Raw genomic sequence first — 14,774 nt, 5'->3', positions numbered from 1 at the left:
ATTCATGTCATCACCTTCTTACGTTGCCGAGCCCGCGACGGGGTCCGCTGACGCCGTCGCAGACGTCGCCGCACCTCGAGTTGCCCCCTGTGTTGCTCCCAGTGCTGTTCCCGCTGCCGTTCCCTTTGCCAGTTCCGACGACTGGCGTCATCGGTCGCGCATCGAGCGGCGGGTCATCGCCCAATTGCTGCAGACCCTGCTGTACGAAGACGTGCTCGAGTATCGCTGCGAGCACCTGGCCCCGATTGAGGGTGAAGGGCAGGGGCGTGAAACCACCTTCGTCGTCTCCCTGGGAGAGCGCGACTATCGCGTGCGAGGCTGGCTGTGCCACAGCTTCTCGCTGATTCGCCTCGATCATCAGAGTCTGGTCCTGGCGCCGACACAGGCGTCGGCTCGGGCGTCGACAAAGGCGCCGGCTCTGGCCTCGGCCCAGGCCAACCGCCACAGGGAGGCGCCGTCGCTCTCGGAGTTTCTGGACGACCTGGCGTCCACACTGAGCGCCAGGGCCGAGGGAGACCTTCAAGGGCGGCTGCAGCCGGGGTTCATCAACGAGCTCAAGCAGACCCTGATCAAGGACCTGCAGTCTTCGACGGCAGCGCCCGTCGACGGCCAGAGCGCGCCCCACACGCTCGACGCCGACGCCCTGGAGCAGTACTTCACCGACGCCCACAGCTACCATCCCTGCTACAAGTCTCGTCTCGGCTTCACGCTTGGCGACAACCGTCGCTTCGGTCCCGAGTTCGGCCAGCCGCTGCGGGTGCTATGGCTGGCGCTGCCGGCGCGGCTGGCACATCAGGGGGCTGTTCCTGGTCTCGGCGCCCTGGCGACATTCGCGGCCATGGCCGATGCCGAGCTGGGTGAAGAGGGATCGCCGGCCAGGCAGCGTCTGGCCGAGTGGCTAGGCGAGCGAGGCCTTTCGCGCGAGCAGGCGGTGCTGCTGCCGGTGCACCCCTGGCAGTGGGAAAATGTGCTGGTCAGCGCGCTCTACCCGGAGCTTGCCAGTGGCGAGATCGCCCTGCTCGGCGAGGGCGAGACCCGCTATCGGCCGCAGCAGTCGATTCGTACCCTGGCGCCGCTGGATCACGATCGGCACGCGTCCCCGACGCCCTATCTCAAGCTGGCGCTGGGGATCACCAACACCTCCAGTACCCGCATCCTGGCGCGCCATACCATCACCAACGGCCCCATCATCACCGCCTGGCTCAAGCAGCTTCTGGAGAACGACGCCGGCGCCGGGGCGGCCAACGTTGTGATCCTCGGCGAGTTGGCCGGGGTTGCCCTGGACGAACGCGCCTTTGGCGGCCTGCGCCATGACGAGGTGTACGGCCAGGCCGGTGCCCTGTGGCGTGAGCATATCGACGGCTTTCTCGCCCCTGGCGAGCAGGCGGTTCCCTTCAACGGCTTGAGCCAGTGTCTGCGCGACCCAGACGGGGCGCCCACAGAGCCCTTTATTGCCGACTGGATCGCCCGTCACGGGCGCGACGCCTGGACCCGCCAACTGGTGAGCGTGGCGACACTGCCGATCATCCACCTGCTGTTCGCCGAAGGGGTGGGGCTTGAGTCCCACGGCCAGAATATCGTGGTGATCCATCGTAATGGCTGGCCAGTGCGAGTCGCGCTCAAGGACTTCCACGACGGGGTGCGCTACTGCCCGTCGGCGCTGGCCCGTCCCGAGCTGGCCCCCAGCCTGGAGCCGTTGCCGGCGGCCCACGCCGCGCGCAACCGCAACTCCTTTATCGTCACCGACGACCTGGCGGCGGTGCGCGACTACTCCTGCGACGCCTTCTTCTTTATTGCCCTGGCCGAGATGGCGATCTTCCTCGAGCGTCACTTCGGACTCACCGAGGGCTCCTTCTGGGCCATGGTCGCCGACGTCATCACCGCCTACCAGGACGCCCATCCAGAGCACGCCGAGCGCTATCGCCAGTTCGACGTCTTCGTCCCCGAGTGGGAAGTGGAAGCACTGACCCGCCGGCGGCTGTTCGGCGACGAGGTGCCTCAGATCAAGCGGGTGCCCAATCCCCTGGCTTTGCATGCGCCGGCGTCGCGCCCTGCGTCTGTGACCACGGGGAAGGCTGCAGCGACACAGGAGCGCACCCCATGCTGAGAACCAATCGCCTGAAACGTGCGCTGAGCGAGCAGCGCGAGGTCTACGGCGTGCTGGCCTCGTTGCCCACGGCGGCGTCGATCGAGCTGATCGCCGAGGCCGGCTTCGACTTCGTGGTGATCGACACCGAGCACGTGCTGATCAACCCGGAAACCGTCGAGCACATGATCCGCACCGCCGAGAGCTATGAGCTGACGCCGCTGGTGCGGGTCGCCGACGACAACCCCAAGACCCTGCTGCGCCTGCTCGACGGCGGCGCTCAGGGCATCGTGTTGCCGAGCGTTGAAGACCCCGAGCGGCTGGCCGCTGCGATACGTGCCTGCAAGTACGCCCCCCAGGGCACGCGCAGCCTCAACGCCGGGCGCCCCGGCGCCTTCGGCAAGCACTCCCTGGCCGAATACGTTCAAAAGGCCAACGACGAGATTCTGGTCGTTGCCATGATCGAGAGCCGGGCCGGCGTCGAGCGCATCGACGAGCTGTGCGCGGTCGATGGTCTCGACCTGGTGCTGGAAGGTGCCGCTGATCTGTCCCAGTCCCTGGGCGTGAGCTGGCAGACCGCCCACCCCGAGGTGCTAAAAGCGCTTTGCCGGGTGCAGCAGCGGGCGGCGGACCACGGCCTTCCCTACGCCGCCTTCCTGCGCCATGTGGGCGCCAAGGCCGAGTGGCGCGAGCGCGGTGTGCGTACCTTCCTGCTCGGCGACGAGCGCGGCATCGCCTTTCGCGCCCTGACGAGCGCCTTGAAGGAGGCACGCGCATGAAGTGCCTGTCGCTTGCTTCCGGTGCCCCTGTTGCCCGAACCCCGAACCCTGCTGCCGCGCCTTCGTCGGTGCCCCCGATCGTTGCAGTTGCAAGGAGAGCCCAATATGGCCTCGTTTGATTCCGTTTCTTCGCCTGTTTCTTCAGCCGTTCCTTCACCTCAGGCTTCACCCCAGGCGAGGCGCCTGGCCAGCGAGCAGATCCTTCAGTCGCTGGTCGATGGCCTGCTGGTCGAGGGGATCCTCGAGATCGACTCGCTGGCCGGTGATGACAGCGATGCCCGCTCGTTTGCCGCTGAGCTGTTTGGTGATGACTCTCTGGTGGCCCACCCCGGGGCGCGATTGTGGCGCCAAGAGCGGGCCCAGGGCGCTAGCCAAAAGACCAGCCTGGTGATGCTGCTGGAGCCCGGCATTGCCCAGGACTGGCAGAAGGTGCCCGGCACGCCAGTGCTGGCGCTCGATGGGGGGACTCCGTCGCCCCTGGACCCCGTGGCATTGATGCGCCGGGTGTTCGGCGGCGATGACCAGGCTCTGACGACTGGCCAGCGCGTCTTTCTCGACGCCTTGGAGGAAAGCCTGTGGCAAGCCACGGCCTCCATGGCCCACGGCGTGGACACCCGCCATCTTGCCTCCCTGGGCACCCTTGAGCACTTCACCATTCTGGAACAGTGGGCGTCGCTGCTCGACCGGCCCTACCATCCCACCGCCAAGGCCAAACAGGGTTTAAGCGCTGCCGAGTACCGCGCCTATATGGCCGAGTTTGCCAACCCCGTCGAGCTTTACTGGGTGGCGGTAGCGCGTCACCGGCTGACCCATGGCGCAGGGGTGGGGGCTCTTGAAGCCGGCGCGGCTTCGGGCGCCGATAGAGCGACTTCGGGCGCCGATAGAGCGACATCCGGCGCGGTGTCGGGCGCCATTAGAGCGGCTTCGGGCGACATTAGAGCGGCTTCGGGCGACATTAAGCCCCCAGCCGACTGGCTGCTCGCGGCCGAGGAGCGTCAGGCACTGGACGATGAGATGCGCGCCAAGGGCATCGCCGATAGCCACCTGGCACTGCCGGTGCACCCCTGGCAGCACGATCATGCCCTGCCGAAGTGGCTCGCCGAGGACTTTGCCGCTGGTCACTGCATCACCCTGGAGGCTCGCGCCGGGCGCTGGTGGCCGACCTCGTCGCTGCGCTCGCTGCTGCCGGCTGCGCCCTCGTCAGACGGCGCAGCGTATAGCCTCAAGCTGCCCATGGCCATCCACTCGCTGGGGGCCTCGCGCTACCTGCCGGCGGTGAAGATGATCAATGGCGATCTGAGCGCACGGCTGCTGGAAGAAGCCCGGCAGCGCGATCCACTGCTGGAAAGCGCCTTGCACCTGTGTGACGAAGGCAAGTGGTGGGCTTACCTGCCCGAGGACGCCAGCCTGTTTGATGAGGCCCCGCGGCATCTGAGTGCCATGGTACGCAGCTACCCGCGGGCACTGCTTGAGCAGGTCGGCACCCAACTGGTGCCCATGGCGACCCTGGGCACGCCACTTCCGATGGTCGGGGCGTCCGGTCCTGCGAGCACCAGCGCCCATCACGTCTTCGATGACTGGATGGTGCAGCGTGGCATGGAAGCCAGCGCCACGAGCGCACGGTCGCTGTTCGGTGAGCTGTGTGCGCGCTTTTTCGAGATCAACCTGCGCATGCTGAGGCTTGGCATGCTGGCGGAGGTGCACGGCCAGAACGCCGTGCTGGTGGTGCGCCAGGGTAGGGTCGAGGGACTGTTGCTGCGTGACCATGACTCGCTGCGTATCAACGTCGGCCAGCTCGAGCGCCACGGCATGCAGGATCCCTGCTACCGGATCAAGCCGGGTCACGCCAACACCCTCTACCACGACAGTCAGGAGGCGCTGTTGTTCTGGCTCCAGACCCTGGCGATCCAGGTCAACCTGCGCGCCATCATCGACACCCTGGCGGGGCACTATGGCCTTTGCCAGCGCGCGCTATGGCGGGATCTGGCGGTTCAGCTCGAGGCCCAGCTCGACGCCGTGCCCTTCGATGCCGCCGAGCGCAATGTCTTGAAGTCCGCGCTGTTCGAGCGCGAGCGCTGGCCCTACAAGCGCCTGATCGCCCCGATCATCGAGCGTGCCGGCGGCCCCGGCAGCATGCCTTTTGGCGTCAGCGAGACCGTCAATCCGCTGAGGGCCTGCCAGGGGGCGCTGACGCCTCAGAACGCCGAGGCAACTGCCGGTGTTGAATGCGGTGTCAGTACCGCTGGCGAAGCCGACCGTCTGGGGACGCTGCAGCAAGCCTGATCTCACCGTCAGGAAAATACGCGGCGGCATCGGTGAACACCGATGCCGCCGTTTTTTCGTGCGCAAGAGACGGGATATTCAGCGAAGCCATTCGGGATGCTCAGTGAGCATCGCCTCGCGCCGACGAGTCTCGTCCTGCTGCTTGGCCAGGGCTTTTTCGGCCAGCTCGTCGGCCCGGTGCGGGGGCACCACTAACAGACCGTCGTCGTCACCCAGCACCAGATCTCCGGGCGCGATGGAGACCCCGTCGATAGCCACCGGGGTATTGATCTCACCCTCCAGCGATAGCGAGCGGGTGGTCAGCGGACTGGTACCCGCAGCAAACATCGGCAGGGTCAGCCGAGACAGCGTCTCCCGGTCGGTGACGGCGCCATTGGTGACGACGCCGGCCAGTCCCTTGGTCAGCGCCGCGTAGGCGCGAAATTCGCCCCAGCAGGCGCGACGATGATCACCGGACACGTCGATCACCAGCACGTCACCGGGGCGTGCGAGCGTCAGCGCCTCGCGGATGATGCTGCCGTCGACATGAGGAATTCTGACCGTCAGGGCGGTGCCGACCAGGCGCACCGGACGGTGCAGCGGCTCCAGCGAGGCAATGGTGCCAAAGTCACTGAAGTGGCCCAGGGTCGAGGTGGCAAGCCCGGCGAAGCGATCGATCTGCGCCTGGCTGAAGCTGTCACTGCGGGGGGCAATGTGGAACATCGGACCTCCTGTCGGATGTGTTGCTGAGGGAGTGCTGATCGGGTTACGGCGAGGCACCCCGCGCCCTTACTGCCGGGTGCGATAGAGCAGATAGACGAAGAAGGGCGCACCCACCGCGGAGACGAAGACCCCGGCGGGCAGGTCCTTGGGCAGAAAGGCCACTCGGCCGATCAAGTCGGCGTAGAGCACGATCAGCGCACCACACAGCGCCGCCACCGGCACCAGCCGCGCCAGACTGCGGCCGACCAGGCGGGCCGCCAGATGGGGCGCCACCAGGCCGACGAAGCTGAGTCCCCCGGCAAACGCCACCGCCGCGCCGGCCAGTGCCACGCTGAGGGCCAGCAGGATCAGCCGGCTTCTCAGCACATCGACACCGAGCCCGAGGGCCACGGCGTCGCCCAGTGCCAGGGCGTCCATATGCCGAGCCAGGCTCAGGCACAGCGGAATCGCCACCAGCAGCCAGGGCAGCAGCGACAGCACATGGCGCCACTGGGCCGCATACAGGCTGCCGGTGAGCCATACGTAGGCGTGCAGCGCCGAGGCGTCGTCGCTGATCACGATCAGCAGGGTCGTCGCCGCCCCCATGGCGGCGGACAGCCCGATACCGACCAGTACCACCCGGCTGGGATTGAGCCCTTTACGCCAGGCCAGCGCCACCACCAGCACGGTGGCCACCAGGGCGCCGCCCAGCGCCGCCAGCGGCAGCAGGTGGATGCTCAGCTGACTGGCAAAGCCGGCCAGAAATACCACCGCCGCCAGCGCCGCGCCGCTGGTGATACCGATCACATCCGGCGAGGCCAGGGGATTTCTGACGATGCCCTGCAGCACCGCGCCGGCCACCGCCAGCGCCGCGCCCACCAGCACCGCCAGCAGAATGCGCGGCAGCCTCAACTCCCAGACGATGAAGCCGATGTCGCTGGCCTGGGGCGCGGCCAGGGCTTTCAGCACCTCGATGGGGGGAGTGGGGAAGCTGCCCAGCGACAGCGACAGGCCTGCGCTTGCCACCAGCGCAAGCGCCAGCAGCGCCACCAGGCGGCGATAGCGCCGGTTGGCCCGATCTGGTGTATGGCCTTGTGTGGCGGATTCGGCGTTGGCGCCAGACAAGCTGCTCATGCGGATACCTGCTTCTTGCGGGCCAGATAGATGAAGAAGGGCGTGCCGATCAGCGCGGTCATGACGCCGACCGGGATCTCCTGGGGCGCCATCAGAAAGCGCGAGGCGATATCGGCTACCAGCAGCAGCGTGGCCCCGAGCAGCGCACAGGCTGGCAGCAGCCAGCGATGGTCGATGCCGACCAGGCCGCGGGCCATGTGCGGCACGATCAAGCCGACGAAGCCGATCATCCCGGCCAGCGCCACCGAGCTGCCGGCCAGCAGGATTACGCACAGGCCCAAGGCAAGCTTCAGGGTGCCGGCGCGCATGCCAAGGCCGGTGACCATGTCATCGCCCAGCAGCAGGGCGTTGGCCTGACGGGCGAGGACCGCGGTGATCGCAAGGGCCAGGGCAAACAGCGGCAGCAGTGGCACCACCAGTTCAAGCTCGCGCCCGGAGACCGAGCCCGCCAGCCAGTACAGCACGCTCTCGAAGCTCTGCTGGTCGATGATCAACAGGCCCTGACTGAAGGACACGAACATCGCCGTCACCGCCACCCCGGCGAGCACGACCCGAAGCGGTGACAGCTCGCCGCGCCGGCCACGGCTGAGCGCCACCACGGCGAGTGCGGCGACCAGCGCGCCGAGCAAGGCCGCCCACACGTACTGACCGGGGGTGTGCAGCGGCAGCAGCGATACCGCCACCACCACAAAGAACATGGCGCCGGCGTTGATGCCGAGGATGCTTGGCGAGGCCAGCGGGTTGCGCGTCATGGTCTGCATCAGCGCACCGGCCACCGCCAGGCTTGCACCGGTCAGGGTGGCGATCACTGCTCGGGGCAGGCGTTCGCTGAGGATGATGATATGGCTGACCCTGCCGCCGTCGTAGTCGGTGATGGCCTCAAGGGCGGTCAGCGGCGCGATCTCGGTGGTGCCGAGGATCACGCTGGCGCCGAACGCCGCCAGCAGCAGCAGGGTACCGAGGATCAGTCCGACGGCCCGGGTCGAGGTACGTTCCAGCATCAGGCCGCACCCTCGTCTGTTGTGGACGACGGCTCTGTGATAACTGAAGGCTCTTTCACAGCTGAAGGCTCCTCACCCAGCGCGCAGGAAGGGGAGAGCGCCTGCGGCGCCAGGCCGTAGTGGCGATAGAGGTCATCGAGCATGGCGTTGGCGGCGAGGATGCCACCGCCCATGATCCAGTTGACCGTGTCCACCTCGTACACTCGGTCGGCGCGGGTCGCGGTCAGCCGCTGCCATAGCGGGTGGGCGGTCCAGTGGCGGTAGGTGTTTTCGATCGCCGGGTCGTCTTCCAGCAGCACGAAGATGACGTCGGCGTCCAGCGCGGGGATGTTCTCCTCGCTGGTCAACTTCATGCCCCAGCCTTGGTCTGCGGCGGCGTCAGGTTGGCGGAAGCCCAACTCCTCCAGGATGCTGCCGGCGAAGCCGGAGGAATACAGACGCACGTGGTCGCTCTTGAAGCGCACCACCGCGGCTTTCTGTGGCCAGGCGTCGCCCAGCACCGTGGAAATCTTCGTGCGCAGATCTGCCACCCGAAGGTTCCAGCAGGTCAGCAGTTGTTCGGCCCTGTCCTCACGACCGGTAGCCTTGGCCACCAGCTCGAGCGAGTCCTTGAAGTCAGACACCGTGGACGAGAATACCGTTGGCGCGATCTGCTCGAGCAGCGGGCGTACCCGTTCGTGTCGAAAGCGGGTGGCGACGATCACCCCGGGATCGAGCCAGGCCACTTTTTCCAGGTTGGGCTGGGTCTCCAGGCCCACGTGCTCGACGCCATCGAGCGCCTCGCGCAGGTAGCGATAGGTGGGCTTCTCCATCCAGGCATCGACTACCCCGATGGGCGTTACCCCCAGCGCCACCGCGCTGTCCGTGGCCCCCTGATACAGGGTGATCAGACGCGGCGCCGAAGCCGAGGAGACTACCGTCGCAGCGGCCGCCGAGTCAGACCTTACATCAGAGCTTGCATCAGCGCTTACACCAGCCCTTTCATCAGCCCTGATGTTGGCCTCGGCAGTGCCTGCAAACAACAGCATCCCGGCGAGCAGGGCGAGTGCCACAAAGGCCAGCACGCCGGCGAACAGCCCGAGCACCAGCAGCAGACTGCGCAGCACTGAGGGTGCCTGCCGAGGCTGGGGCCGGGAGCGGTGCGGCGGCTTGGGTGGCATGTGCGATGAAAATGGCGAGCGCGAGCCTGGTGAGGGTTGCGACGGCGGTCGCAGCGATGGCGTGAACGTCATGGGGATGATCCTTCACCTGTATTGGCGTGTCTGGCGCCCCAACGAGTGGCCGATTTCTCGCCCCAGCGCCCAGGCCAGCGGCAGGCATAGCAGGGCAATGGCGGCCAGGGCGATAAATGTCTCCTGCAGGGCCTGGGCGCTGGCCTCGGCGGCACTCACGCCAGCGGTGGTGACGCCACTGACGCGGGTGTCGTAGTAAAGCGATAGCGCCACCAGACCCAGCGAGGCGATCAATCGCCTCGCCATATTGTTCATGGCCGAGGCCTGGGCCATGTCCCGGTCGGGCAGGGCGCGCATGCCCACGGTGGTGGAGGGCAGATATCCGCAAGCCAGGCCGATGCCACGCGTCCCCATCCACAGCCCCACTACCCAGGCTGGCGTCGCCGACGACATCAGCGCGAGCCCCGCAAGACTGACAGCGGTCAGCACAAGGCCGGCGAGCAGGCACCACTGGGGCGGGTGGCGGTCGATCATCCGCCCGGCGATGGGCGAGGACAGCGACGCCATCAGGGCCGTGGCCAGAAACACCAGCCCGGTGGTCAGCGGACTCGCCCCGAGCACCTGGTGCATCCACAGCGGCACCAGCAGCACGCAGCCGAACAGGGTGATGGACTGCAGGCAGGCCAGGACGACGCTCAGGCGAAAGGCGCGGTGTCCAAACAGAGACAGCGACAACAATGGCGCCGGGGTGCCCTGGGCTGCTGTGGGGTCGGCTTTCCGTTCCTGAATTCGCCCCGCCTTGAACTCCATACTCCGTTCGACCACCACGAACCCTGCCAGGGCGGCTAGTCCGAGCCCCAGGGGAACGAGCGCCGTGGGCGTGAGCAGTTCGGCCAGGCTGTCGATTCGGCTTAGCGAAAACAGCACCGCGCCCATACCGAGGGTAATCAGCAAAAAGCCCGGCAGGTCGAAGCGCCTGGCGCGGTTGGGCGCCTCCCGATGGAGGCAGCGCCAGCCGACCACCAGCCCCAGCAACGCAAAAGGCAGATTCATGACGAACAGCGCCCGCCAGTGGCTGACTTCCAGCAGCAGGCCGCCAACGCTTGGGCCGATGGCCGGCGCGATCATCACCGCAAAGCCCCAGATGCCGCTGACGCGGCCACGCTGCTCGGGCGGGTAGGCGGCGAAGATCAGCGCCAGCGACAGCGGCATCATCAGCCCCGCCGCCATGCCCTGGACGCCCCGGGCGATGATGATGCTGTTTAGACTGTCGGCCATGGCGCCGAGGCCAGAACCGGCGATAAAACCGACCAGCCCCAGCAGATAGATCACCCGTCGGCCGAAGCGATCGGCCAGATAGCCGGTCAGCGGCATGGTCATGGCCATGCTGATCATGAACAGGGTGATGACCCAGTTCACCTGGCTGGCGCTGGCATCGAAAGTCGCCATCAGCTCCGCCACCGCCAGGTTCAGCGCACTGTTGTTGAGGCTGACGGTAAAGGTGCCCAACAACACGCTGACCAGCACCCAGGCGCCGCCGGCGCGGGCCTTCGACGAGGTATCGGAAGACAGCTCAGCACCCCGCGACGCAGGGGCCTTGGCGAGTGTGTTGGTGGGCCGGGCCTGGAACATGAACCGTCTCACAGTCCTGGAAAGCGGAAATGCGGAGGGGCAAGAGCATGCCATGATGCAAAAGCAAATGCAATTCATTATCAAATGAGAGGAGGGAGGAATACTACCCGAAGTCGTCGCGCCAGGTGAGCGACGCCATCAGCCTGAAACCATAAGCGCCGGACCTGAAATGGCCCGGCGCCTGGTGGGGATGGGAATTCCCAGGACGAAATTTAGAAGTCCATGGTCCAGCCAAGGGTAAAGGTCCGTCCCCGACCCTGATAGTCGTACAGGTACTCCGGACCGTAGTAGGGCGAGTAGAACATTGCCGCTCGCTGTCCCCAGACGGTGGAATATTCCTCGTCGAGCAGGTTGTCGACACCCAGCGTCAGACGGCCGATATCGATATCCTGGGCCAGTGCCAGGTCCACCGTGGTGTAGCCGTCGATCTGGCGGTCATCGTCATCTTCCAGGTTATGGGCATGGTTGGCCTGCAGCCGGGCGCTGCGTCCTGCCGCCATGTCCTGCCAACCGACGAAGGCGGTGGCGGAGGACAGCGACGCATAGCGGGCGTCACGCTTTTCCCAGCTGCCGTTCTCGTCTTCCTGCTCCGAGCGCACCAGGTGCAGGGTGCCGCCGACCTCGAAGCCGCCGTCCAGGAAGCGGGTCACCGCCGCCTCCAGGCCGTAGTCGCGCTTGTTTTCCTCGACCACGCTGACCGACAGGTCTTCGGCATTTTCCACCGCCTTGTCGGACCAGGCGTAGTAGATCGCCGCCTGGGTGCTCCAGTCGGCGTCATTGAAGCGCCAGCCGAGTTCCACCTGGTCTGTCTTGATGGCGTCCAGCGGGTTGTCGTCGACGCTGACATCGGCGCTCTTGCCGTAGTACTTGGCCGGGTCCGGCAGCTCAAAGCCCTGGCTGAACTGGATCCAGTTCTGGTGGCCGTTGCCGTAATCGTAGAGGGCGCTTGCGTTGACCAGGGTGGCATCATAGTCATTCTCGCCACCCGGTACGCCGTTGAAGTCATCGACCTCAACGTCCATATGCTGCTGGCGCACCCCGGCGGACAGGGTCAGACCGTCGGTGACGCGCCAGTCGCCCTGGGCGAAGCCGGCGTAGCCGTCGACCTCGTAGCTTGGATAGCGCGGGCCGATCTCGCGCTCTTCCTGGGTGAGACCGCCACTGGCATTCGAGGTGGCGATGTCGAAGTACATCTGGTCGGCGTCGAAGGACTCACGGTCCATGTCGAGGCCATAGGTCAGCGAGACGCGCTCGCCCAGCTCGGCATCGAACAGCGCCTTGATACCGCCCAGATCGGTGTTCTGCTTGGAGGCGCGGAATTCGACGCCCTGAGTGGTGGCGTAGGGGAAGGCATTGAAGCTTGCCTCTTCCTCGCGATAGAACGCCTGCAGGTAGAAGTCCTGACCCAGCAGGTCGGCGTGGTGGTACTGCAGGTTGACCATGCGACGATCCGTCTCGGGATCGCGATCCGACGAATAGCCGTCGCGGATCTCGGCGCCTTCCAGATTGCCTAGCGCCAGGTTGGGGAAATAGAGCCCACGGTCCCCTTCATAGGCCGAGCGGTATAGCTGGGCGCCAAGCGTCAACGTCTGCTCGGCGCTCAGCGCCAGATCGACGCTGCCCATGATGTCGATGGAGCGATTGTCCTGCAGGTCGGTCTGGGCGATGTCCGGGAAGATTTCGTCGCCACGCCCGTCATAGAAGCGTCCATTGTCCTGATAGGCCACCGCCAGACGTCCCTGGACACGCTCGCTGCCGCCACTGATCGACTGGGCCAGGTGGAAGTCGGCGTCGTCACTGTCATTGAAGCCGCTGGTGACGCTCGTCGCGGTGGAAAAGTGGCGACCGGGACCGTCACCTTTCTTCGTCACGATATTGATGATGCCACCGGTGGCGCCACCGCCATAAAGACTGCTGGCGCCGGACAGCACCTCGACGCGCTCGATGTTGAACGGGTCGATGGCGTCGAACTGGCGCGACAGGCCCCGGGAGCTGTTCAACGAGACGCCGTCGATCAGCACCTGCACGCTGCGGCCACGCATGTTCTGGCCATAGTTGGTGCGTCCCTGTGGGGCCAGATCCAGCCCCGGTACCAACCGACCCAGCGCGGTCTTGAGGTCGGCTCCCGTCGCGATCTGGGTCTCCAGCTGCTGCTGGTCCACCACCCACACCGCACCCGGAATCTCGCTGATCGACTTCGGCGTACGCGAGCCGACCACCACCATGGTCTCCTGGGATTGGACGGTTGCCTCGTCGGTGGCCGCCCTGGCGTCGGTGCTTTGCTGATCGGCACCAACCGCCTGCGCCCAGCTAAGCGACGGAGCAGCGGCCAGCAGCAAAAGGCCTGCACCGAGGGAAAGTGACGCTGACAAGGGAGAGCCGCCATATGACGTTACGGCGGTGACTGGCGCAGTAGTAAGGGGACGCGGGCGTGTGTGGAGCTGAGTCGGAATCTGGGATGGCATGGAATGATCGCTTGGCTGATGTTGACCGGCTTGCCGAGACGAGCCGATGGGACAGTGCGGATCGGGCTTCTGGCGGCCCGTCTCGCGCCACCTGCCGAGGGAGCTGCGTGTTGGCCGTGGGGCAGATGTGCAGCTTCGGCAGCGGCAAGCAATATAGCTAATTGTGAAAATAATGCGAAGCGTTCGTATTAAAATTTATGATTTGTGCAAGTCAAGCTCCCCCCCTCGCCGATCAGAGGCACAAGGCGTAGGCTGGATGCATCTACCACGCGACGATCAGGAGGCCTGATGGCACGAGTAAAGATCCTCAAGCAGGGCACGATCCACTGCTTTCCTCCCGGCCTGCGTGACGACCAGGGCGAGCTGGTCAACGCCGAGATTTCCGCGGTGGCCTACGACGGCGAGCGACTGTTGATGGCCAGCGACAAGCCGATCCCCGGTCACGAGCGCTCCGCCGCCTTCAGCCTGCCGTTGACCGCCGATGGTCCCGACGACAGCCGTATCGACTACCTGACCCAGCAGACCATCAAGGAAGCGGTGAAGTATGAAGACTTCGCCCTGACCACCGATGGGCGACACATGATCGCCACCACCGGCTTCGATCGCATCGACGACGAGACCCACGATCTCAACGCCTACAACCACCTGCTGATCTGGCCACTTCATGAGCCTGACCGGGTCCAGGTGGTGGACCCTGACCCCCGTGACGGCGTGGAAGGGTCGCTCGAGTTCCGGCGCAAGATGGACGCAGCCGTAGGTGAGCCCTACTACAAGATCGAGGGTCTGGCCGCGATCCCCGGCGAGCGTGGCGATGGCCTTTTGCTGTTCGGCATCCGCGAGCAGGGCAAGGCCCACGATGACTTCGACTACGTGCGCAGGGTCATTGGTGCCCACTACATCATCAACGACGACGACAACCTGGAGTTCGTCGACGCCCTGCACGACGTCTTCAGCTTCGACCCCGGCGAGTACGACGGCGTGGAGCACATCTGTGGCCTGTCGAGCCTCGAGTACGATCCCTACCACGGCCAGCTCTACCTGCTCACCAGCTTCGAGACCGAAGAGGGTGACGACGAGGTCATCGGCGGCTATCTGTGGGTGATGTCGCTGCACGACTTCCGCCAGGGCAGGGCACCCACCCTGGTACGCGACGACAACGACAAGGTGCTCGAGTTCGAACACAAGGCCGAAGGCCTCGCCGTGCTCGACCGCGAGCGCCTGTTCGTCGCCTACGACAACGACCGCAACTACGACCTGCACAGCGTCAGCGAACGCGACGAACGCCGCTGCTGCGAAGCCCCCTACACCATCCTCGGACTGGTGCAGTAGGCACGAAGCGGTTCAGGCATGGCACAACGCCACATCGAACCGAGACAGAACAGAACGCGGAGTCGGAGACTGGATAGCCCTGGAGTGGAGTAAAGAGTGATAGAGAGTGACAAGTAACGATAGCGATTGATTGCGCGTGAGAAGGGGCGCGGAAAGAGGGAGCGTGTGGAGTGAAAAGGGCGCGTGAGGAGGAGGGGGCAATGTGTGGGCGC

The 14,774-nt window shown here is 65.8% G+C and carries 10 protein-coding genes; 4 read left to right on the top strand and 6 right to left on the bottom strand.

Annotated elements, in window-relative coordinates; genetic code table 11:
- The first annotated feature begins 4 nt into the window (after positions 1 to 4).
- The 3 genes from EBB56_RS04840 (at position 5) to EBB56_RS04830 (ending at position 5,148) form a co-directional block, all read left to right on the top strand.
- On the top strand, positions 5 to 2,107 hold the full coding sequence (locus EBB56_RS04840) for an IucA/IucC family siderophore biosynthesis protein (RefSeq protein ID WP_124803168.1): 2,103 nt from the start codon (positions 5 to 7) through the stop codon (positions 2,105 to 2,107).
- Positions 2,101 to 2,865, top strand: coding sequence for an HpcH/HpaI aldolase/citrate lyase family protein (locus EBB56_RS04835; protein WP_124803166.1), 765 nt, complete (start codon positions 2,101 to 2,103; stop codon positions 2,863 to 2,865). The genes EBB56_RS04840 and EBB56_RS04835 overlap by 7 nt, the downstream gene beginning before the upstream one ends.
- A gap of 105 nt (positions 2,866 to 2,970) precedes the next feature.
- Positions 2,971 to 5,148 carry an IucA/IucC family protein gene (locus EBB56_RS04830; RefSeq protein ID WP_124803164.1) on the top strand — a complete coding sequence of 726 codons (2,178 nt, stop codon included), beginning with the start codon at positions 2,971 to 2,973 and terminating at the stop codon, positions 5,146 to 5,148.
- 78 nt (positions 5,149 to 5,226) lie between these two features.
- Here EBB56_RS04830 and EBB56_RS04825 read toward each other — a convergent pair whose 3' ends face one another.
- The 6 genes from EBB56_RS04825 to EBB56_RS04800 all read right to left on the bottom strand — a co-directional run bounded on the left by EBB56_RS04825 (position 5,227) and on the right by EBB56_RS04800 (position 13,140).
- Positions 5,227 to 5,850, bottom strand: coding sequence for an RraA family protein (locus EBB56_RS04825; RefSeq protein WP_124803162.1), 624 nt, complete (start codon positions 5,848 to 5,850; stop codon positions 5,227 to 5,229).
- A 66-nt stretch (positions 5,851 to 5,916) separates the two neighbouring features.
- On the bottom strand, positions 5,917 to 6,963 hold the full coding sequence (locus EBB56_RS04820; RefSeq protein ID WP_124803160.1) for an iron ABC transporter permease: 1,047 nt from the start codon (positions 6,961 to 6,963) through the stop codon (positions 5,917 to 5,919).
- Complete coding sequence (locus EBB56_RS04815; RefSeq protein WP_124803158.1) at positions 6,960 to 7,964, bottom strand: iron ABC transporter permease; 1,005 nt, start codon at positions 7,962 to 7,964, stop codon at positions 6,960 to 6,962. Before EBB56_RS04815 ends, EBB56_RS04820 begins: the two co-directional genes overlap by 4 nt.
- Positions 7,964 to 9,070, bottom strand: coding sequence for an ABC transporter substrate-binding protein (locus tag EBB56_RS04810; protein WP_260425290.1), 1,107 nt, complete (start codon positions 9,068 to 9,070; stop codon positions 7,964 to 7,966). The genes EBB56_RS04815 and EBB56_RS04810 overlap by 1 nt, the downstream gene beginning before the upstream one ends.
- A 138-nt stretch (positions 9,071 to 9,208) precedes the next feature.
- Positions 9,209 to 10,768, bottom strand: a complete 1,560-nt coding sequence (locus tag EBB56_RS04805; protein WP_124803156.1) for an MFS transporter — start codon at positions 10,766 to 10,768, stop codon at positions 9,209 to 9,211.
- Between the two features lie 212 nt (positions 10,769 to 10,980).
- Positions 10,981 to 13,140 carry a TonB-dependent receptor gene (locus EBB56_RS04800; protein ID WP_260425289.1) on the bottom strand — a complete coding sequence of 720 codons (2,160 nt, stop codon included), beginning with the start codon at positions 13,138 to 13,140 and terminating at the stop codon, positions 10,981 to 10,983.
- Positions 13,141 to 13,521: 381 nt separating this feature from the next.
- Here EBB56_RS04800 and EBB56_RS04795 point away from each other — a divergent pair, with 381 nt between their 5' ends.
- A complete protein-coding gene (locus EBB56_RS04795; protein WP_124803152.1) occupies positions 13,522 to 14,562 on the top strand; it encodes a hypothetical protein in 1,041 nt (346 codons plus the stop codon).
- Positions 14,563 to 14,774: the final 212 nt, after the last annotated feature.

The organism is Halomonas sp. YLB-10, assembly GCF_003856855.1.
GTDB classification, from domain to species: Bacteria; Pseudomonadota; Gammaproteobacteria; order Pseudomonadales; family Halomonadaceae; genus Halomonas; species Halomonas litopenaei.
Note: the sequence above shows the minus strand (reverse complement) of the source record. Positions and strands in the feature narration are given on the sequence as shown.